Raw genomic sequence first — 18,880 nt, forward strand, 5'->3', positions numbered from 1 at the left:
CGACCCCCATGACGGCGTCCACCCTTGAAACGAACCGCACGACGAACGGTGAAGCCATCCGCCGTTCGAACAGGTATCAGAACAACAGCGCGGAGGCAGGGTCCTCGAGGATGCCGGCGACGTCGGCGAGGAAGCGCGAGCCCTTCTCGCCGTCGATGTGGCGGTGGTCGAAGCTCAGCGCCAGCGTGCTCAGCTGCCTGATCGCGATCTCGTCGCAGCCGTCGGCGCCCGTCACGACCCACGGCTGCTTGCGGACCGCGCCGAAGCACAGGATGGCGGACTCGCCGGGGTTGATGATCGGCGTGCCCGCGTCGACGCCGAAGACGCCCACGTTGGTGATCGTGAACGTGCCGCCGCTCATCTCGGCCGGCTGGGTCCTCCCGTCACGCGCGGTCGCGGTTAGCTGGTTGAGCGCCGCCGCCAGGTCGAGGAGCGACAGCGCCTCCGCGTCCTTGACGTTGGGGACCACCAAGCCGCGCGGAGTGGCGGCGGCGATGCCGAGGTTGACGTAGCTCTTGAAGACGACGCGCTGGCCGGCCTCGTCCCAGCAGGAGTTGATCTCGGGGGTACGCCGCATCGCCAACATGACCGCACGTGCGAGCACCAGGAGCGGCGAGACCTTGACCTCGCGGAACTCCTTGCGCTGCTTGAGCCGCGCCACGAAGTCCATGGTGCGCGTCACGTCGACGGTGACCCACTCGGTGACGTGGGGCGCGCTGAAGGCCGACTGCACCATCGCGCCGGCCATCATCTTGCGCACGCCCTTGATCGGCTCCGACCACTCCCGGTCGACCCCGGTGGTCGAGGAAGGCGCGGCCCCGGTGGTTGAGGAGGGGGCGCTGGCAACCGTCTCGAAACCTCCGGCAGCCGACTGCACGTCGTCTCGCGTGATCGTCCCGTTCGGCCCGCTGGCGCTGACGTCAGCCAGGTCGACCCCGAGGTCCTTGGCCAGCTTGCGCACCGGCGGCTTCGCCAGCGCGCGCAGCTCCCCCGCGGGAGCCGTCGCGCTGGTCGCGGGAACGGCGTCCTCGACGTCGGTGTCGCTCTCGTCCACGTCGGGAGAGGGCAGTCCGGGCTCGAAGGAGCCCTGCACCTGCTGCTGGGTCGCGGCAGCCGCGGCCGACACCGGAGCTGCGGAGCGGCGGGCCCGGCGTACGGCGCCGCGCTCGGCCTTCATCCGACCGACCAGGCTCTCGCCCTCGCCGCTCCCGCTGGCAGCGGGGTTGGACAGGTCGATCTCGTCTGTCGCGCCCTTGTCCGGGGCAGCGGGCGCAGGTGCCGTCGCCTCGGCCGGGTCGCCGATGCTGATGATCGGAGTGCCGACCTCGACCGTGTCGCCCTCGTTGACCAGCAGCGCGAGCACCGTGCCGGCGTACGGCGACGGCAGCTCGACCAGCGACTTGGCGGTCTCGATCTCGACGACGATGTCGTTGATGGCGACGGCGTCGCCGACCTTGACCTTCCAGGCGACGATCTCGGCCTCGGTCAGGCCCTCGCCCGGGTCGGGCAGGAGGTACTCAGCCATGTGGGTTCCTCTCAGAACTCGAGCGAGCGGTCGACGGCGTCGAGGACGCGGTCGAGGTCGGGGAGGTACTCCTCCTCGATCCGCGAGGGCGGGTAGGGGGTGTCGAACGCGCCGACGCGCAGCACCGGAGCCTCGAGGGAGTAGAAGCACTCCTCGGTGATCCGGGCGGCGAGCTCGGCGCCGAGGCCGAGGTTGACGTGCGCCTCGTGGGCGACGACCACGTGACCGGTGCGCCGGACGGAGTCGTAGACGGGCGCCATGTCGAGCGGCGACAGCGTGCGCAGGTCGATCACCTCGAGCGAGCGACCCTCGCCGGCAGCAGCCTCGGCGGCCTTGAGGCAGGTCTTCACCGTCGGGCCGTAGGCGAGCAGCGTCGCGTCCGAACCGGCCTTGACGACGCGACTGGCGAAGAGCGGGTATGAATCGGCCAGTGTCGCGGTCTCGTCGAGCTCCGCCTTGTCGGCGTGGTACTGCCGCTTCGGCTCGAGGAAGATGACCGGGTCGTCGTGGGCGATGGCCTGCTGGATCATCCAGTAGCCGTCGACCGGGTTGGAGCACGCGACGACCTTGAGGCCCGGGGTGTGCGCGAACTGCGCCTCCGGCGACTCGGAGTGGTGCTCGACCGCGCCGATGCCGCCACCGAAGGGGATCCGGATCACGATCGGCATCTTGATCTTGCCCTGGCTGCGGAAGTGGATCTTCGCGACCTGGCAGACGATCTGGTCGTACGCCGGGTAGACGAACCCGTCGAACTGGATCTCCACCACCGGGCGGTAGCCGCGCATCGCCATCCCGACGGCGGTGCCGACGATTCCGGACTCCGCGAGCGGGCTGTCGATGACGCGGTCCTCGCCGAAGTCCTTCTGGAGGCCGTCGGTGATGCGGAAGACGCCGCCGAGCTTGCCGACGTCCTCGCCCATGAGGAGGACCTTCGGGTCGTCCTCCATCGCCTTGCGCAGACCGAGGTTGAGGCCCTTGGCCAGGGTGATCTTGGACATCAGGCGTGGCTCCCCTCGAACGACGCGAGGTAGTCGGCGTAGCCGTCTCGCTGCGCGACGAGCTCGTCGGTGATCTCGCTGTAGACGTGGTCGAAGATGCCGAGCGGCGAGGGGTCCTGCAGTGCCTTGCAGCCCTCGCGCAGGCGGGCGCCGAGCTCGTCGGCCTCGGCCTTGATGCCGGCGACGAAGTCGTCGTCGGCGAGGCCGTTGCGCTTGAGGTAGACCTCGACGCGCGCGATCGGGTCGCGCAGCTTCCACTTCTCGACGTCGTCGCTGAGTCGGTAGCGGGTCGGGTCGTCGGTCGTGGTGTGGGCGCCCATCCGGTAGGTGTAGGCCTCGACGAACGTCGGGCCCTGCCCCTCGCGAGCGCGGTTGAGCGCGGCCTTGGTGACGGCCTGCGTGGCCAGGACGTCGTTGCCGTCGACGCGCAGGCCGGGGAAACCGAAGCCCAGCGCGCGCTGGTAGAGGGGGATCCGGCTCTGCCGCTCGATCGGCTCGGAGATGGCCCACTGGTTGTTCTGGCAGAAGAAGACGACGGGCGCGTTGTAGGACGCCGCGAAGATGAAGGCCTCGTTGACGTCGCCCTGCGAGCTCGCGCCGTCGCCGAAGTGGGCCAGCACGGCGCCGTCGCGGTCGGGGTCGCCGGTGCCGACGTCACCGTCGCGCTGCATGCCCATGGCGTAGCCGGTGGCGTGCAGGGTCTGGGCGCCGATCACGATGGTGTAGAGCCCGAAGTTGTTGTCGTTGGGGTTCCAGCCGCCCTGGTCGACGCCGCGGAAGAGCCCGAGGAGGTTGAGCGGGTCGACGCCGCGACACCAGGCGACGCCGTGCTCGCGGTAGGTCGGGAAGACGAAGTCCTGGGGGCGCAGCGCGCGGCCGGCGCCGATCTGGGCGGCCTCCTGGCCGAGCAGCTGGGCCCAGATGCCGAGCTCGCCGTGACGCTGGAGGGCGGTCGCCTCGACGTCGAGGCGCCGGACCAGGACCATGTCGCGGTAGAGGTCGCGCACGTCCTGGTCGGTGCCGTCGAAGGCGAAGTCGGGGTGCTCGACCCGCTCGCCCTCGGGGGTCAGCAGCTGGATCAACTCGGGGCCGCCGTCGCTCTGGGCGGGGCCGAAGACCTCCGCGAGGTCGGGCCCGAAGCCGTTGTGGTGGGACACGTCAGACTCCTCATCGCTCACCGCGCCGCGGGGTCTCCGCGCTCGCTCATGCGCCGCCGACAAGGGTGTGATCGGAAGCACATCGTGGTGCGCCCAAAAGTACCGGCCGACAGCGCGCGGCTGCCAATCGAGGCACCCGGGCGTAGGGCCCGAGCGTAGTGGGTGGCCCGATTCGTTGCGGCGTCAGCCGCCGGGTCGCGCTGATCGCGCCGGCGATGGCCACGCCGGCCCGCTACTACGCGCCGTTCGCCGCGTGGCTCGCCTCGCAGGACGTCCGCGCCGTCGTGCTCGAGCACCGGGGCAGTGCGTCCCGAGCCGACATGAAGGCCTACGGCGGCGACCTGCTCGACTGGTTCGACGACGCGCGTGACGCGCTCGACCACGTGGTCCGCGAGTCGGCCGAGCCGGTCACCTGGATCGGGCACTCCCTGGGCGCCCAGATGCTGCCCTTCGTCGACCACGAGTCGCTGACCCGCGTGGTCAGCGTCGCCTCCGGCACCGGCTGGGTCGGCCACCTCCCCGGCACCATGCGCTGGACCGCGCCGGTGCTGATGCGGTCGATCGGTCCGCTCGCCATGCGAGTGGCCGGCTACTACCCCGGACGCTCGCTGCGGATCATGGACGACATCCCGACCGGGGTGATGCGGCAGTGGAGCCGCTGGTGCCTCGACCCGGCGTACCTCGGCGTCGACGTCCCTGACGCGGAGACCCGCTTCGCGCAGGTGAAGACGCCGATGACGGTGCTCTCCTTCACCGACGACGAGCTGATGAGCCTGGCCGCGACCAACGACCTGCACGACCGGTTCGTCAACGCCGACCAGACCCGCCAGCGCTACACCCCGGCCCAGCTCGACGTCGACCGGATGGGCCACCACGGGTTCTTCCGGTCGCGCCACGCCGGCCTGTGGGAGGAGCTGGTCCTGCCTTACGTCGCGCGCGACTGAGCACACCCGGGAGTCGGCCCACCGGCCAGGCGACTTGATCGAGTCCCGCGCACCACGTAGGAGAAGGGGGTGCGCGTCCTCGTCGTCGGCCCCGTCGTCGTCCCCGTCGTCGTCCCCGTCGTCGTCCTCGTCGCCTTGGCGAGTGCGGTCGCGGCCCTGACCGTCCCGGCGGCGGCCGACGTCGAGCCGGGCCACGTCGAGAGGGGCCACGTCGAGCCGGGCCACGTCGAGCCGGGCCAGCGGCCGCGGGTCAAGCCGCTGGTGTGGGGCCGCGACCTGGCGGACCCGAGCGTGGTCGAGGTCAACGACAACTACCTGGCGGTCGGCACCGGCACCGCGATCACCCGCTTCCGGGCGGGCGGGGCGCGCGGACCGTTCAAGGAGCTGTCGACGCCGCTCACGGCGTACCCCTCCTGGGTGCTGCCGGGAGAGCTCTGGGCACCCGACCTGGCGCAGGTGGCGGACGGCACCTGGCGGCTCTACTTCACGGCGCCGGCCGCGGGGCTGCCGCCCGGCGGACGGTGCATCGGCGTGGCGACCGCAGCCACCGCGGCGGGCCCGTTCACGCCATACGGCGACGCGCCGCTGGTCTGCCCGCCGCGGGTCGGCTGGGCGCCGGCGTCCGACGAGCTGCTCGACCGCGAGGGGGACCTGCCGGCGAGCGGCGTCATCGACGCCTCGCTGTTCACCGAGCGCGACGGCCGGCAGTACCTGCTCTACAAGACCCAGGGGAAGCCGTCGACGATCCGCATGGTGCTGCTCCAGCCCGACGGGGTCGTGGTGTCGCCGGGCCGTCGCAGCAAGCGGCTGCTGCGCACCGCCGACACGGTGGAGAACCCCACGCTGGTACGCCGTGACGACTACTACGTGCTGTTCGCGTCGGAGGGTGAGTACAGCAACTGCGACTACCGGACGACCTATCGGCGCTCACGCAAGAAGTGGAGCTGGCCGACGGGCTCGACGAACCTCTTGGGGCCGGTGCTCACCGGTCTCTGCGGCCCCGGCGGCGCCGACGTGGTAGCACCTCGCAGGGGCGGCCCGTTGCGGATGTTCTTCCATGGCTGGACCTGCTACCTGACGGCTCAGCCCTGCCCGCGAGGCTTCCGGCGCGGACGTGACGGCAGCCTGCTGCCCTCCCGCGCGATGTACGGGCTCGTGCTCGACTTCGACGAATCGGACAGGCCACTGATAGCGGACTACCTCGCGCCGCGCTGAGCGCGGCGGTGCGAGGTCACCAGGCCGGCGGCGACGAGACACCCCATCGCCAGCACGGCGAGCTGCACGAACATGGCGGCTTCCCCTCTATCCGACCGCGGCCACCCCAGACGACGACACGCGACGGCCCCCCCAGGCCTGACCCCCATGATCCCCGACCAAAGTCGTAGGACGCCACTGCCAACCGGTCGATTTAACCTGCGCGACGCACATTTGTCCGATCGGTCAGATCTTTGGCCAGCTGGTCGCGGTGGTGCGGCGTCCACCACCCCTTCAGGTCCGGCCCCGTCGGCACGATCCCGGTCGGGTTGAGGTCGTCCTGGACGACGTAGTAGTGCCGCTTGATCTGCTCGAAGTCGACCGTCTCGCCGAAGGCCGGCTGCTGGAAGAGATCGCGTGCGTAGCCCCACAAAGCAGGCAGCTCCACCAGCTTGCTGCGGTTGCACTTGAAGTGCGAGTGGTAGACCGCGTCGAAGCGCACCAGCGTGGTGAAGAGCCGGACGTCGGCCTCGGTGATCTCGTCGCCCATGAGGTAGCGCCGTGTGGTGAGCCGCTCCTCCAGCCAGTCCATGGCCGACCACAACGTGTCGTACGCCTCCTCGTACGCCTCCTGGGAGCCCGCGAAGCCGCAGCTGTAGACGCCGTTGTTGACGTCGGTGAACACCCGCTCCATGACCTCCTCCATCTCGTCGCGGAGGTGGTCTGGCCACAGGTCCGGCGCGTCGCTGCGATGGTGCTCGGACCATTCGAAGAAGAGGTCATGGGTGATCCAGGGGAAGTCGTTCGTGACCACCTTCCCCGACGGGATGTCCACCATCGCCGGCACCGTGATGCCCTTGTCGTACGCCGGGTCGCGGGCGAGGTAGGCCTCCTGCAGGCGGTGGATGCCCAGGACGGGGTCGATGCCGCCGGGCTGCTCGTCGAAGTTCCAACTGCGCTCGTCGTGGACGGGTCCGGGGGTGGCCAGCGGCAGCACGTCCTCGAGCCCGAGGAGCTTGCGCACCACCAGGGACCGGCTCGCCCACGGGCAGGCGGGCGCGGCCACGAGGCAGTAGCGACCGGGCTCGACCGGCCACGGCTCCCCCACCACTGGGCCGTCCGAGGGGCGGCGACCGCCGCGGGTGATGCGGTCGGGGAGGTAGTCCATGTCGCGCTCGAAGGATCCGGACTCGGAGGAGGAGACGTAGGAGTTCATTGCTCGAGAGGTACCCACTGCAGGGTTTCGCGACCGATCGCAAGCAGAATTTTGCAGAAGTCTCTTTGCAAACATCCCTTTGTGGTTCTACCGTGCTCCCATGGACGAACGCACCGCCGTCACCCCCGACGCTGCCGGGCTGAAGGCCCTCGGGCACCCCGTGCGCCTGCGGATGCTCGGCCTCCTGCGCATCGAAGGACCGGCCACGGCCACGGGACTGGCGACGCGCCTCGGGCTCAACACCGGCGCGACGTCGTACCACCTGCGCCAGCTCGCCCAGCACGGCTTCATCGAGGAGGACGAGGAGCGTGGCAACGCCCGGGACCGGTGGTGGCGGGCGGCCCACCAGTCCACGTACACCGGTGGCGCGAGCGCGGCGGATCCTGAGGAGGCCGAGGCCCACGACGCGTACTCGCAGGCCCTCGCCGTCTTCTACGGCGAGCAGCTGCACAACGCCGTCTCCGAGCGGATGTCCCTCCCGGCGGACTGGCTGGCGACGACGACGATGAGCGACTGGAACCTCAAGCTCACCCCGGCCAAGGCCAAGGCTCTCCTCGAGGCGCTCTTCGAGCTCATCGAGGACGTCGACGAAGAGGCCGGGGCCGACGGTGTGGGCGACTACGTCGTCCAGCTCGCGACGTTCCCGCGCCCGGGGACGATCCAGTGAGCACGAGGAGTGCGCGCCGGCCGCTCTACGGTTGGCTCACCGCCGACGCAGTCTCCCTCACCGGGACCCGCATCTCCATGGTGGCGATCCCGTGGTTCGTGCTCACCACGACCGGCTCCGCGACACAGACCGGCCTGGTGGCCTTCGCGGAGATGCTCCCGCTGGTGCTCTGCAAGGTGCTCGGCGGTCCGCTCATCGACCGTCTCGGCGCACGACGCGTCGCGATCACCTGCGACCTCGGAAGCTTCGTCGCGGTGGGTCTGGTCCCGATCCTGCACGCGGCCGGCGTGCTCACCTTCCCGATGCTGCTGGCCGTGGTGGCCGTGGCCGGGGCCCTTCGCGGGCCCGGCGACGCCGCCAAGGACTCGCTCACCCCCGCGATCGTGGCCGCGGCCGGCGTGCCCATGGAGCGCGCGACCGGGCTGGCCAGCGCGGTCGAGCGCGGGGCAGGCATGATCGGCTTCGCCCTGGCGGGGGCCCTCGTCGTGGCGGTGGGGCCGGCCACCGCGCTGGTGCTCGACGCGGTCTCCTTCCTCCTCGGCGCGGCCATCCTCGGCTGGGCCACCGTCGGGCTCGAGCCTCGACTGGGCTCGACCACCGAGAGCACCGGTGGTCGAGCGGCGACCGACGCCGACGAGCCCGCGCAGGGCTTCTGGCGCGAGCTGCGCGAGGGGTGGGCGTTCCTGCGCCGCGACCCGGTCCTGGTCGGCCTGACCCTGATGATCGCGGTGACCAACCTCCTGGACCTCGCCTGGGCGAGCGTGATGATGCCGGTCTGGGTGCACGACTCCGGCCGCAGTGCCGGCCTGCTCGGCACGATGTTCGCGGTCTTCGCCGCCGCCTCCATGGTCGGCGCGCTCGTCGCCGCTGCCTGGGGCGAGCGGATCCCCCGTTTCCAGACCTACTTGCTCGCGTTCCTGATCACCGGGATCCCCCGGTTCCTGGTGCTGGCGTTCGACGTGCCGCTCTGGGTCGTCGTGGTGACCTTCGTGGTGGGCGGTGTCGCCTCCGGGTTCCTCAACCCGATCCTGGGCGCGGTCTTCTTCGAGCGGATCCCGGCGCCCCTCGTGGGCCGGGTCAGCTCGCTGTCGACCTCGGTCTGCTTCGCCCTGATGCCCTTCGGCGGCCTGCTCGGAGGCGTGCTGATCAGCGGCCTCGGCCTCTCGTGGGCCTTCGCGCTCGTCGGCGTCGCCTACTTCGCCGCGACGATGACACCGGCGGTCTTCCCCTCGTTCCGGGAGATGGACAAGCGTCCTGCGAGCGCGGGAACGACCGAAATCTGCGATTCGGGCCTCACGAACGTCCGATAAAGGTGAAGATCGAGGAAGCCGGCAGAACGCCGACGACTCGGAACACTCCATCGAAGGATTACCTACGCCCATGATCAACCACCCCCCGAGGGTCCGCACCGCGGCGACGTCCGTCGCCGTCGCCCTGCTCGCCACCGCCGTCACGGGGGCGCTCGCCGCCCCCGCCTGGGCCGCCCCCGACAAGACCGTCACCGGAGCGAGCACCACCAACATGGTCATCCCCGACGAGGGACCGTCCACCCCCGCCTCGACCGCTATCGCCATCCCGGCCGACCGCGGCCAGGTGACCGACGTCGACGTGACCCTCAACGGGTTGTCACACACGTACATGTACGACCTGGAGGTCTGGGTCTCCCACAACGGCACGACCGTGAAGCTCCTCGACGAAGCGGGTGACTGGAGCCGCGAGACCACCCCGCGCACGTTCACCTTCGACGACGAGGCCGCCACCGTCCTGCCCTGGTCCTCGACACTGTCGCCCAGTGGCTCCTACAAGCCGACCGACGGCTCGGGCGGCGGCGAGACTCCGGTCGCCACCTCCCTCGCCGTGTTCGACGGCCAGGCGGCCACCGGCACCTGGGAGCTCTTCATCGTCGACCAGTCCGCCGGCGACGAGGGCAGCCTGGCCGGCTGGTCGCTCGACATCGACTACAACGACCCGACCGCCCCGAGCGGCTCGGTCGTCATCGACGGCGGCGCGACGATCACCGACGCGTCGGCCGTGACGCTCGGCCTGGCTGCCAGCGACCCGGCAGCCTTCACCACCGGCCTGACCCACATGCGGTTCAGCAACGACGGCACCACGTGGTCGGCTCTCCAGCCCTACGCCACGACTGCTGCCTGGACCCTGAGCGCCGGCAACGGCACCAAGACCGTGTGGGTGCAGTACGCCGACGGCGTCGGCAACCTCTCCGCCCCGGCCAGCGACACCATCGTCCTGGACACCAAGGCGCCCAAGGCCAAGAAGCTGTCGCCGAAGAAGAACGCCACCGACGTGAAGACCAGCACCAAGGTCTCCTTCGTGGCTTCGGAGGCCCTCGTCAAGGCGACGGTCACCAAGAAGACCGTGAAGCTCACCGCCGGCGGCAAGACCGTCAAGGCCAAGGTCACCTACAAGGCGGGCAGCAAGAAGGTCGTGCTCAAGCCGAAGAAGGACCTCGCCGGCCACACGAAGTACAAGGTGAAGCTGTCCAAGAAGATCACCGACGTGGCGGGCAACTCCATCGCCACCAAGGGCTGGAAGTTCACCACCCGCTGACCTGCAGCAGCTGAGCAGCCAAGCACCCGAGCGCCCCGCCACGATCTCGTGGCGGGGCGTTCCGCTTCAGCCGAGGAACCGCGACGCCACCTCGACCAGGCGGTCGTTGGCCTCTGCCTCGCCGATGCTCGCGCGCACGCCGTCACCGGCGAACGGGCGGACGACGACGCCGGCCTCGTCGCAGGCCGCCGCGAGATCGAGGGCCCGGTCACCGACGCCGAACCAGACGAAGTTGCCCTGCGCGTGAGGGACGTCGACGCCGCCGGCGCGCAGCCCCTCGACGACGCGGGCGCGCTCGGCCACCAGGGCGTCGACGCGTTCCAGCAAGGCCGCCTCGGCCGCCAGGGACGCGACGGCCGCCGCCTGGGCGACCGAGGTCACGCCGAAGGGCAGCGACACGGCTCGCAGTGCGGCCGCCAGCGGTGCCGGGCCGACGGCGTACCCGACCCGCAGACCGGCCAGGCCGTAGGCCTTGGAGAAGGTGCGGGTCAGCACGACGTTCTCGTGTCGTTGGTACGTCGCGACCCCGTCGACCGCGTCGGACATCCGCACGAACTCGACGTACGCCTCGTCCACCACGACCAGCACGTGCGACGGGACGGCAGCCAGGAAGGTGTCGAGCTCGGTCTGCGTCACCGCAGGCCCGGTCGGGTTGTTGGGCGTGCAGACCAGCACGACCCGGGTGCGGTCCGTGATCGCCTCCAGCATCGCGTCGAGGTCGTGGCGGCCGTCGGCGCGGACCGGCACCCGCACGGACGCCGCCCCGGCCACCGCCGCGGCGATCGGGTAGGCCTCGAAGGAACGCCAGGCGTAGACGACCTCGTCGCCGGGCTCGCAGAAGGCCTGCAGCAGCTGGTAGATCAGCGCGACGCTCCCAGTGGCCAGCGAGAGGTCGGAGGCCGGGACGCCGAGCCTGGCCGACAGCGCGGCATAGAGGTCGATCCCGGCCATGTCGGGGTAGCGGTTCATCGCGGCCGCTGCCTGCTCCGCCGCGGCGAGCACGCCTGGCAGCGGCGGGTAGGGGTTCTCGTTGGAGGAGAGCTTGTACGTCGTCAGGCCCTCGCGTGGCGTCGGAGGCCGTCCCGGCACGTAGGCCGGGATCGCGAGGACGTTCGGTCGGGGCTGCGGGGCGCTCACCCCGGCAGGCTAGGACACTCCGGGTGGGCGTTCCGCACTGCACGAACGAAGACGTTCTCTCGCTAGCATCTCCGGGTGACCCGAGTCCTCGCCTGGCTGCTCAGCAACGCAGTCGCGATCGCGGTCGCGGCCTGGCTGCTCGACGGCATCTCCTTCGCCAGGCCCGACGAGCCGTTCGGGACCGAGGTGCAGGAGAAGGTGCTGCCCCTCCTCGCGGTGTCCGCGATCCTCGGCCTGGTCTCGGTGACCGTCGAGCCGGTCGTCAAGCTCCTGTCGATCCCCTTCATCATCCTGACCATCGGGCTGTTCCTCCTCGTCATCAACGCGCTGATGCTCCTGCTCACGGCCTGGATCGCCGACAAGGTGGCACCGGAGGCGATCGGGTTCCACGTCGACGGGTTCTGGAACGCGCTGGTGGGGTCGATCATCATCACGCTCGTCACCGGGTTCATCGACGTCGCCGTCCTTGATGACTGAGCTGCCCGCCCCGCACGGTCAGGGTGACTACCGCGTCGGGGTCGTCTGCCTGGGCAACATCTGCCGCTCCCCGATGGCCGAGGTGGTGCTCACCGAGAGGCTCGCCGAGCTGGGGGTCGGCGACCGTGTCGTCGTCGACTCATGCGGTCTTGGCGGCTGGCACGCCGGGAACCCGATGGACCACCGGGCCGCGGCGTCCCTGGCGGCAGCGGGGTACGACGCCTCGCAGCACCGCGCGCGACAGATCACCGCGGGCTGGGTCGACCCCGACCACCCCTCCGACGGGCACGACCTCCTCCTGGCCATGGACGCCACCCACCTCGGTGAGCTGCTCGACTCCGGTGCCGACCCCGACCGGGTCCGGATGTTCCGCGACTTCGACCCGATCGACCCTGGCGCCGACGTACCGGACCCGTACTACGGTGGTGACGACGGTTTCAAGGAGGTGCTGGCGATGATCGAACGATCGAGCAAGACCCTGGCTGCCCTCCTGGCCCGCCACCTCCAGGCGCCGGAGGCGCGGTGACCCGGCAGCCCGCGGTCGCCCGGCGCGCCGAGGCCCTGCTCGGCACGGCCGTGGTCGCCACCGCCCCCGCGGCGGGCGGTGACATCTCCACCGCCACCAAGCTGCGGCTCTCCGACGGCTCGACGGCGCTGATGAAGACCCACCCGCACGCGCCCCCGCGGTTCTTCGAGGTCGAGGCCGCCGGGCTGCGCTGGCTGTCCGAGACCCAGGACGACGGTGGCGTCGGTGTCCCGGAGGTCCTCGCCGTCGACCACGACTGTCTCCTGCTCCGATGGATCGAGCCGGCCAAGCTCACCATCGACGGCGCCTCGGCCTTCGGCACGGCGCTCGCCGTCACGCACGCCGCCGGCGCGCCGTCGTACGGCGGCCTTCCCGCGCTGCCCGGCGACGAGGCTGACGAGTCGCACGACGGGTACATCGGCCGGTTGCCGCTCCCCGGCCGACCGGCGCCCACGTGGGCCGAGTTCTTCGCGACCCGCCGGGTGCTGCCCTACCTCAAGCTGGCCCGCGACCGCGGGCACGCCTCGGCCGGCGACACGATGACCATCGAGGGCGTCATGGGCAGGCTCGCCGAGCTGGTGCCGGAGGAGCCGCCGGCCCGGCTGCACGGAGACCTGTGGAACGGCAACGTCGTCTGGGGGGCCGAGGGTCGCGGCTGGGTGATCGACCCGGCGGCCCACGGTGGGCACCGCGAGAGCGACCTGGCGATGCTCGCGCTGTTCGGCCTGCCGCACCTGGCTCGCGTCATGGAGGCGTATGACCAGGCGACGCCCCTCACCGAGGGCTGGGAGTCACGCCAGGGCCTGCATCAGCTCTTCCCGCTGCTGACGCACGCGGCGATGTTCGGTGGCGGGTACGCCGGCCGGGCAGCCGGCATCGCAGCCCGCTTCATCTGATCGGTGGTCGAGCTCGGTCGTCGGTGGTGTGTGGGACCCCGAGGGACCGCAGCCGACACCGGCCACTCCCCCCGGGGTCCCGCCGCCTCGAGAGGCGGCCCACCGACACCAATCCCCCCGGATGGTGTGGTGCGTCTCCATGATGACCTGTGAGACCCAGGTCACCGGGTAAGGGCAGCATAAACCCTTCCTCGGCGTGTCCCCTTGTCTACCCTCCACAGGCGTCCTAGGGAACACCCGTGGAGGTGGCTTCTCTCAGTGGGGACTCAGGCGCGGCTGGCAGAGTGGCCCTGTGACGCCTCCGACCGCCTCGACGGGCCCGACGCCCGGCTCGACGCCCGGCTCGACGCCCGGCACGACGGCTGGCTCGACGGCAGGTTGGCCGCCTGGGGCGCAGACCCTGCCTCGCGTGCTCGTCGTCGACGACGACCGAGCGGTCCGGGAGTCGCTGCGCAGGTCCCTCGAGTTCAACGGGTACGCCGTCGCGCTCGCCTCCGACGGGGCCGAGGCGCTCGCCGGCATCGGCACCCTCGCGCCCGACGTCGTCGTGATGGACGTGATGATGCCCCGCCTCGACGGCATCGAGACCACCAAGGCGCTGCGCGCGGCCGGCAACGACGTCCCCGTCCTCGTGCTCACCGCGCGTGATGCCGTGGGCGACCGGGTCGAGGGACTCGACGCCGGAGCCGACGACTACCTCACCAAGCCCTTCGCCCTCCAAGAGCTGCTGGCCCGCCTGCGCGCGCTGCTGAGGCGGGCCGCCCCCCTCGACGAGGACGGCGACGAGGTCCTCACCTTCTCCGACCTCTCCATGGACCTCGCCTCCCGCGAGGTGCGCCGCGGCTCCCGCACGATCGAGCTGACCCGCACGGAGTTCACGCTCCTCGAGATGTTCCTGCGGCGTCCGCGCCGGGTGCTCGAGCGCTCCTTCATCCTCGAGGAGGTCTGGGGCTACGACTTCCCCACGACCGCCAACTCCCTCGAGGTGTACGTCGGCTACCTGCGGCGCAAGACCGAGGCCGACGAGGAGCCGCGACTGCTGCACACTGTCCGCGGGGTCGGTTACGTCCTCAAGGAGGCCTGACGTGGGCGGCCACCCGGGGGCCGACGTGCACGAGCGCGGGCTCAAGGGACCCTTCGAGGCGCAGGGCTGGCACTACCGCCGTTCGCTGGCCAGCAGGGTCGCGCTGCTGACCACCATCGTCGTCGGGCTGTCCGTCGCGGTGGCCGCCGCGGCCGCATTCGTCACGGTGCGGATGGCGATGCAGTCCGCCCTGGACGAGTCGATGCTCAACCGCGCCACCAAGGCGGCCGAGGGCGGGGCGCTCGCCGAGATCCAGCTGCAGCTGCCGCCGTGGATGTACGGCGCCGCCGACGTCCGGATCGCCGTCATCACCGCCAACCGGGAGATCCGCTCGCTCGACCGCGGACCCGACATCCTCGAGCTCGGCGAGCCCGAGCTCGCCGTGGCGCGGGGCACCGCGGACCAGTCGGTGCGCACGATCCGCACCGACGCCGGCGCGCGCTACCGCGTGGTCACCGTGCCCGCCGGCACCGACCAGGCCCTGATCCTCGCCCAGTCGCTCGCCGCCCAGGAGCTGGTGCTGCGCAAGCTCGGGCTGGCGATGCTGATCGCCGGCGCCCTGGGTGTCCTCGCGGCCGCCCTGGCCGGCTGGGGCGTGGCCCGCAACGGCCTGCGGCCCGTGCGCCGCCTCACCTCCGCGGTCGAGCACATCGCGCGCACCGAGGACCTGCGGCCGCTCCAGGTCGAGGGCGACGACGAGGTGGCGCGCCTGGCGACCGCGTTCAACTCCATGCTGGTGTCCCTCGCGGCCTCCCGCGACCGGCAGCGCCGCCTCGTCGCCGACGCCGGGCACGAGCTGCGCACCCCGCTCACGTCGCTGCGCACCAACCTCGACCTGCTGGCCCAGGTCGACGCCCCCGGCGCCTCCCACGGGCGACTGCCGCCGGAGGCGCGGGCCGAGCTGATCGACGACGTACGCGCCCAGATCGAGGAGATGACCAACCTCGTCGGCGACCTCGTCGAGCTGGCGCGCGACGAGCCGATCACCCACGTGGTGGAGGCCGTCGATCTCGGCGACGTGCTGGACCGGGCGCTGACGAAGGTACGCCGCCGAGCCCCGCTGGTGGACTTCCAGGTGCACGCCGAGCCCTGGTGGGTGGTGGGCGAGTCCGCCTCGCTCGAGCGGGCGGTGACCAACCTCCTCGACAACGCGGCGAAGTGGAGCCCCGCCGACCCGCCCGGCGGCGTCGTACGTGTCACCCTCGTCGACGGCACCCTCACCGTCGACGACAACGGCCCCGGCATCGCGCCCGCCGACCTGCCGCACGTCTTCGACCGCTTCTACCGCTCCGAGGAGTCCCGGGCGATGCCCGGCTCCGGCCTCGGGCTCTCGATCGTGCGCCAGGTCGTGGAACGGCACTCCGGTTCGGTCACCGCCGGGGCCGCACCGACGGGTGGTGCCCGACTGACCCTCACCCTGCCCGGTGCGCCGGAGCCCGTGAGCCGGGCGCAACCCTGGCCCGACGAGGTCCGCCGCGGCTAGGTTGCCGAGATGAGGGAGCCCAGATGAGGGAGCCCCGATGAGTGAGCCCAGATGAGGGAGCCCAGGTGAGTGAGCCCAGATGATTGAGGGGGTCCCGTCCGAAGCCGACGACGCGACCGACGCCGCCGCAGCCGGCTTCGACGCGCCGACCGGCGATCCCGCCGACTACAAGAAGTCGGGGCGGCTGAAGGCGGCCGTCTACGAGGCCGAGATGAAGCGCCTGCAGGAGCAGCTGGTCCTGCTGCAGTACTGGATCCAGACCCAGGGCCTCAAGGTGCTGGTGATCTTCGAGGGCCGTGGCTCGGCCGGCAAGGGCGGCGTGATCAAGCGGATCACCGAGCGCACCTCACCGCGCACCGTCCGCGTCGTCGCGCTCCCGAAGCCCACCGAGCGGCAGCGCACCCAGTGGTACTTCCAGCGCTACGTCGAGCACCTGCCCGCCGCCGGCGAGATGGTCCTCTTCGACCGGTCCTGGTACAACCGCTCCAACGTCGAGTGGGTGATGGGCTACTGCTCCGAAGAGGAGCACCAGGAGTTCCTCCGCTCCTGCCCGGAGTTCGAGCGGATGCTGGTGCGCTCGGGGATCGTCGTCCTCAAGTACTGGTTCTCGGTGTCCTTCGACGAGCAGCGCAAGCGCTTCGAAGCGCGCAACGCCGAGCCGCTGAAGCGCTGGAAGCTCTCCGACATGGACCTCGCCGAGCACGAGCAGTACGTCCGCTACTCGATGGCCAAGGACACCACCTTCCAGCACACCGACATCAAGCAGGCCCCCTGGTACGTCGTCCCCTCCGACGACAAGCTCGCCGCCCGCCTCAACTGCATCCGGCACCTGCTCAGCCGGTTCGCGTACGTCGACGTCGCGCCCGACGTGGTCGAGCTGCCCCGGATGAAGGAGGTCCCCTACGTGCGGCCGCCGATGCACGAGCAGACCTTCGTGCCGCGCGCGTTCTGAAATGTTGACTTGGCCTTCCGGGCCCCTTGACTTGGCCCTCCGGGCCCCGTCGGGGGGCCCGGAGGGCCAAGTCGGGGGGCCCGGAGGGCCAACTCGACATCTACTCCAGCGCTGAGAGGAGCCGGTCCGCCTTCCAGCGCGACTCGGCGTACTCCTCGGCGACGTCGGAGCGCACGGTGATGCCTCCGCCGGTGCCGAGCACGTAGGTCCCGTCGCCGGTGGTCATCAGCGAGCGGATGATCACCCCGAGGTCGGCGCGACCGTCGGCGGCGACCCAACCGAAGGCTCCGGCGTACACGCCCCGGGGGGTCGCCTCGACCGCGTCGATGATCTGCATCGTGCGCAGCTTGGGCGCGCCGGTCATCGACCCGGCAGGGAAGAGCGCGCGCAGGGCGCCGATGGAGGTGACGCCGTCGGCGAGCCGGCCACGGACCGTGGACACGAGCTGGTGCACGGCTTGGTAGGACTCGACCTCCATCAGCGCCGGCACGTGCACGGACCCGGGCTCGCAGACCATGGACAGGTCGTTGCGGAGCAGGTCGACGATCATCAGGTTCTCGGCGCGGGTCTTGGGGTCGGCGGCGAGCCGGTCGCGCAGGGCGGCGTCCTGCTCGGGAGTGCGGCCGCGCGGCGTGGTGCCCTTGATCGGCTTGGTCTCGAGGACGCGGTCGGCGTCGATGAGGGCGTAACGCTCGGGCGACGAGCTGAGCAGCCAGGCCCGCGCGCCGGGCACGTCGTGCTGCAGGAACCCTTGGTACGGCGCGGGGTTGAGCTCGCGCAGCCGCACGTACGCAGTCGCGGGGTCCACGTCGGACGCCAGGTCGACCCGGTAGGTCAGGTTGACCTCGTAGGAGTTGCCGGCGCGCAGCTCGGCCTGCACCTGGTCGAAGGCCGTGGCATAGGCCGACGGCACCTCGTCGCCGACGGACCCGGCCGGCACGGACCGCGCCAGGTCGGCGGAGCCGGCGTCCTCCGGGTGGTTGAAGAACTCGACCTCGCGCACCCGCATCCACAGCGCGTCCGGCATCCGTGTGTCGGGCCGCGCCGGCAGGTCGGGCCGGGCGGCGTACCCGAAGTAGCCGAACCACCAGGCGTCGTCCGGACCGTCGGCGAGCTCGGCCTCCAGCACGTCGAAGGGATCGGACCCGACGACGGTCGTCGTGCCGGAGACGTGGCGGCGGACCACGCCGCGCGCGGCGTCGTAGGTCAGCGAGACGTCGTCGTCGGAGAGCCGGCCGATGAGGGAGCGGCGCCCGGACCACTCGCGCGCGCCGCCGCCGTCGAGCCAGAAGCACCGCGCGTGCGAGGCGGCGACCTCGCGGAAGTAGTCGATGGGGCTGGGCCCGGTCCCAGGGTCGGTCCCAGGGCCGGTCATCGGGCCACCCCCAGGAAGTTGGCCACGAGCCGCGCGCCGTGCTCGGTCAGGATCGACTCGGGGTGGAACTGCACGCCCTCCAGGGGCAGCGTCCGGTGCCGCACACCCATCACGATGTCGGCACCGTCGGCACCGTCGGCACCGTCCGGCCCGGGCGTCCAGGCGGTCGCGACCAGCGCCCCGGGCAGCGACAGCGCCGCCAGTGAGTGGTAACGCACGGCGGCGAAGTCCTGCGGCACACCACGGAAGACCCCGTGCCCGTCGTGGCGGACCCGCGCCACGTCGCCATGCGCGGGCTCGACCCGGTCGACGGTCCCGCCGTACGCCGCCACGAGGCCCTGCATGCCCAGGCAGACCCCGAGCACCGGTCGGCTCCCGTCGAGCACGACGGCCCGGCCGACCGAGAAGTCGGCGGGGTCATCCGGTGTGCCCGGGCCGGGGGACAGCACGACGTGCGAGTGCGCGAGGACCTCGAGCGCGGTGACCTGGTCGTGCTGGACCACGGTCGGCAGCACGCCGGTGACCTCGGCGACGAGGTGCACGAGGTTCCACGTGTAGGAGTCGTAGTGGTCGACGACGACGACGTCGAGAGCCGCGGTGGACCAGCTCCCGGAGGACACCGGCACAACCTACTGGCCCTCACCCGGTCGAGGTTGACCATTCCGAGGTGGAAGCCGTTGT

Annotated in this window: 18 protein-coding genes; 11 read left to right on the forward strand and 7 right to left on the reverse strand. The window is 71.3% G+C overall.

Annotated features, from left to right (window positions below; all coding sequences use genetic code 11):
• Window positions 1-76: 76 nt before the first annotated feature.
• Genes ABD295_RS19870 through pdhA form a run of 3 tightly spaced genes read right to left on the reverse strand, consistent with a single transcriptional unit; the run spans window position 77 to window position 3,680 of the window.
• Window positions 77-1,525 (reverse strand): dihydrolipoamide acetyltransferase family protein, encoded by a 1,449-nt coding sequence (locus ABD295_RS19870; RefSeq protein WP_344305584.1) that lies wholly within the window; start codon window positions 1,523-1,525, stop codon window positions 77-79.
• An 11-nt stretch (window positions 1,526-1,536) separates the two neighbouring features.
• Window positions 1,537-2,523 carry an alpha-ketoacid dehydrogenase subunit beta gene (locus ABD295_RS19875; protein ID WP_344305585.1) on the reverse strand — a complete coding sequence of 329 codons (987 nt, stop codon included), beginning with the start codon at window positions 2,521-2,523 and terminating at the stop codon, window positions 1,537-1,539.
• Entirely contained in the window at window positions 2,523-3,680 is a 1,158-nt protein-coding gene (gene pdhA, locus ABD295_RS19880; protein ID WP_344305586.1) for a pyruvate dehydrogenase (acetyl-transferring) E1 component subunit alpha, read from the reverse strand. Before pdhA ends, ABD295_RS19875 begins: the two co-directional genes overlap by 1 nt.
• A gap of 158 nt (window positions 3,681-3,838) precedes the next feature.
• On the opposite strand from pdhA, the gene ABD295_RS19885 reads away from it, so the two are divergent.
• Together ABD295_RS19885 and ABD295_RS19890 are read left to right on the forward strand one after the other, a co-directional pair.
• Window positions 3,839-4,624 carry an alpha/beta hydrolase family protein gene (locus ABD295_RS19885; protein WP_344305587.1) on the forward strand — a complete coding sequence of 262 codons (786 nt, stop codon included), beginning with the start codon at window positions 3,839-3,841 and terminating at the stop codon, window positions 4,622-4,624.
• A 69-nt stretch (window positions 4,625-4,693) separates the two neighbouring features.
• On the forward strand, window positions 4,694-5,839 hold the full coding sequence (locus ABD295_RS19890) for a family 43 glycosylhydrolase (protein WP_344305588.1): 1,146 nt from the start codon (window positions 4,694-4,696) through the stop codon (window positions 5,837-5,839).
• A 193-nt stretch (window positions 5,840-6,032) separates the two neighbouring features.
• On the opposite strand, the gene ABD295_RS19895 is transcribed toward ABD295_RS19890, so the two are convergent.
• Window positions 6,033-7,034, reverse strand: a complete 1,002-nt coding sequence (locus ABD295_RS19895) for a glutathione S-transferase family protein (RefSeq protein ID WP_344305589.1) — start codon at window positions 7,032-7,034, stop codon at window positions 6,033-6,035.
• A gap of 100 nt (window positions 7,035-7,134) precedes the next feature.
• Here ABD295_RS19895 and ABD295_RS19900 point away from each other — a divergent pair, with 100 nt between their 5' ends.
• The 3 genes from ABD295_RS19900 to ABD295_RS19910 all read left to right on the forward strand — a co-directional run bounded on the left by ABD295_RS19900 (window position 7,135) and on the right by ABD295_RS19910 (window position 10,269).
• A complete protein-coding gene (locus ABD295_RS19900) occupies window positions 7,135-7,701 on the forward strand; it encodes an ArsR/SmtB family transcription factor (RefSeq protein WP_344305590.1) in 567 nt (188 codons plus the stop codon).
• Window positions 7,698-9,011, forward strand: a complete 1,314-nt coding sequence (locus ABD295_RS19905; RefSeq protein ID WP_344305591.1) for an MFS transporter — start codon at window positions 7,698-7,700, stop codon at window positions 9,009-9,011. Before ABD295_RS19900 ends, ABD295_RS19905 begins: the two co-directional genes overlap by 4 nt.
• A 70-nt stretch (window positions 9,012-9,081) precedes the next feature.
• Window positions 9,082-10,269 carry an Ig-like domain-containing protein gene (locus ABD295_RS19910; protein WP_344305592.1) on the forward strand — a complete coding sequence of 396 codons (1,188 nt, stop codon included), beginning with the start codon at window positions 9,082-9,084 and terminating at the stop codon, window positions 10,267-10,269.
• 66 nt (window positions 10,270-10,335) lie between these two features.
• Here the strand turns inward: ABD295_RS19910 and hisC are convergent, their stop codons facing one another.
• A complete protein-coding gene (gene hisC, locus ABD295_RS19915; RefSeq protein WP_344305593.1) occupies window positions 10,336-11,406 on the reverse strand; it encodes a histidinol-phosphate transaminase in 1,071 nt (356 codons plus the stop codon).
• A 75-nt stretch (window positions 11,407-11,481) separates the two neighbouring features.
• Here hisC and ABD295_RS19920 point away from each other — a divergent pair, with 75 nt between their 5' ends.
• From ABD295_RS19920 to ppk2, 6 genes are all read left to right on the forward strand, one after another.
• Window positions 11,482-11,883 carry a phage holin family protein gene (locus ABD295_RS19920; protein ID WP_344305594.1) on the forward strand — a complete coding sequence of 134 codons (402 nt, stop codon included), beginning with the start codon at window positions 11,482-11,484 and terminating at the stop codon, window positions 11,881-11,883.
• Window positions 11,876-12,409 carry a low molecular weight protein-tyrosine-phosphatase gene (locus ABD295_RS19925; protein WP_344305595.1) on the forward strand — a complete coding sequence of 178 codons (534 nt, stop codon included), beginning with the start codon at window positions 11,876-11,878 and terminating at the stop codon, window positions 12,407-12,409. Before ABD295_RS19920 ends, ABD295_RS19925 begins: the two co-directional genes overlap by 8 nt.
• Entirely contained in the window at window positions 12,406-13,305 is a 900-nt protein-coding gene (locus ABD295_RS19930; protein ID WP_344305596.1) for a fructosamine kinase family protein, read from the forward strand. The genes ABD295_RS19925 and ABD295_RS19930 overlap by 4 nt, the downstream gene beginning before the upstream one ends.
• 409 nt (window positions 13,306-13,714) lie before the next feature.
• Entirely contained in the window at window positions 13,715-14,389 is a 675-nt protein-coding gene (locus tag ABD295_RS19935) for a response regulator transcription factor (protein ID WP_425574153.1), read from the forward strand.
• 1 nt (window position 14,390) lies between these two features.
• Window positions 14,391-15,872, forward strand: coding sequence for a sensor histidine kinase (locus ABD295_RS19940; RefSeq protein WP_344305597.1), 1,482 nt, complete (start codon window positions 14,391-14,393; stop codon window positions 15,870-15,872).
• 79 nt (window positions 15,873-15,951) lie between these two features.
• Window positions 15,952-16,824, forward strand: a complete 873-nt coding sequence (gene ppk2, locus ABD295_RS19945) for a polyphosphate kinase 2 (protein ID WP_344305598.1) — start codon at window positions 15,952-15,954, stop codon at window positions 16,822-16,824.
• 100 nt (window positions 16,825-16,924) lie between these two features.
• Here ppk2 and ABD295_RS19950 read toward each other — a convergent pair whose 3' ends face one another.
• Both ABD295_RS19950 and ABD295_RS19955 read right to left on the reverse strand, forming a co-directional pair.
• Complete coding sequence (locus ABD295_RS19950; protein WP_344305599.1) at window positions 16,925-18,199, reverse strand: anthranilate synthase component I family protein; 1,275 nt, start codon at window positions 18,197-18,199, stop codon at window positions 16,925-16,927.
• Window positions 18,196-18,819 (reverse strand): anthranilate synthase component II, encoded by a 624-nt coding sequence (locus ABD295_RS19955; protein ID WP_344305600.1) that lies wholly within the window; start codon window positions 18,817-18,819, stop codon window positions 18,196-18,198. The genes ABD295_RS19950 and ABD295_RS19955 overlap by 4 nt, the downstream gene beginning before the upstream one ends.
• Window positions 18,820-18,880 lie beyond the last annotated feature (61 nt).

The sequence above is a fragment of the Nocardioides bigeumensis genome (assembly GCF_039531755.1).
Lineage (GTDB): Bacteria > Actinomycetota > Actinomycetes > Propionibacteriales > Nocardioidaceae > Nocardioides > Nocardioides bigeumensis.

What these genes read in the sequence shown, in the direction of transcription:
- ABD295_RS19870 (WP_344305584.1), bottom strand. Translation starts at nt 1,525, where the DNA reads ATGGCTGAGTACCTCCTGCCCGACCCGGGCGAGGGCCTGACCGAGGCC.
- ABD295_RS19875 (WP_344305585.1), bottom strand. Translation starts at nt 2,523, where the DNA reads ATGTCCAAGATCACCCTGGCCAAGGGCCTCAACCTCGGTCTGCGCAAG.
- ABD295_RS19895 (WP_344305589.1), bottom strand. Translation starts at nt 7,034, where the DNA reads ATGAACTCCTACGTCTCCTCCTCCGAGTCCGGATCCTTCGAGCGCGAC.
- ABD295_RS19900 (WP_344305590.1), top strand. Translation starts at nt 7,135, where the DNA reads ATGGACGAACGCACCGCCGTCACCCCCGACGCTGCCGGGCTGAAGGCC.
- ABD295_RS19910 (WP_344305592.1), top strand. Translation starts at nt 9,082, where the DNA reads ATGATCAACCACCCCCCGAGGGTCCGCACCGCGGCGACGTCCGTCGCC.
- ABD295_RS19925 (WP_344305595.1), top strand. Translation starts at nt 11,876, where the DNA reads ATGACTGAGCTGCCCGCCCCGCACGGTCAGGGTGACTACCGCGTCGGG.
- ppk2 (WP_344305598.1), top strand. Translation starts at nt 15,952, where the DNA reads ATGATTGAGGGGGTCCCGTCCGAAGCCGACGACGCGACCGACGCCGCC.
- ABD295_RS19950 (WP_344305599.1), bottom strand. Translation starts at nt 18,199, where the DNA reads ATGACCGGCCCTGGGACCGACCCTGGGACCGGGCCCAGCCCCATCGAC.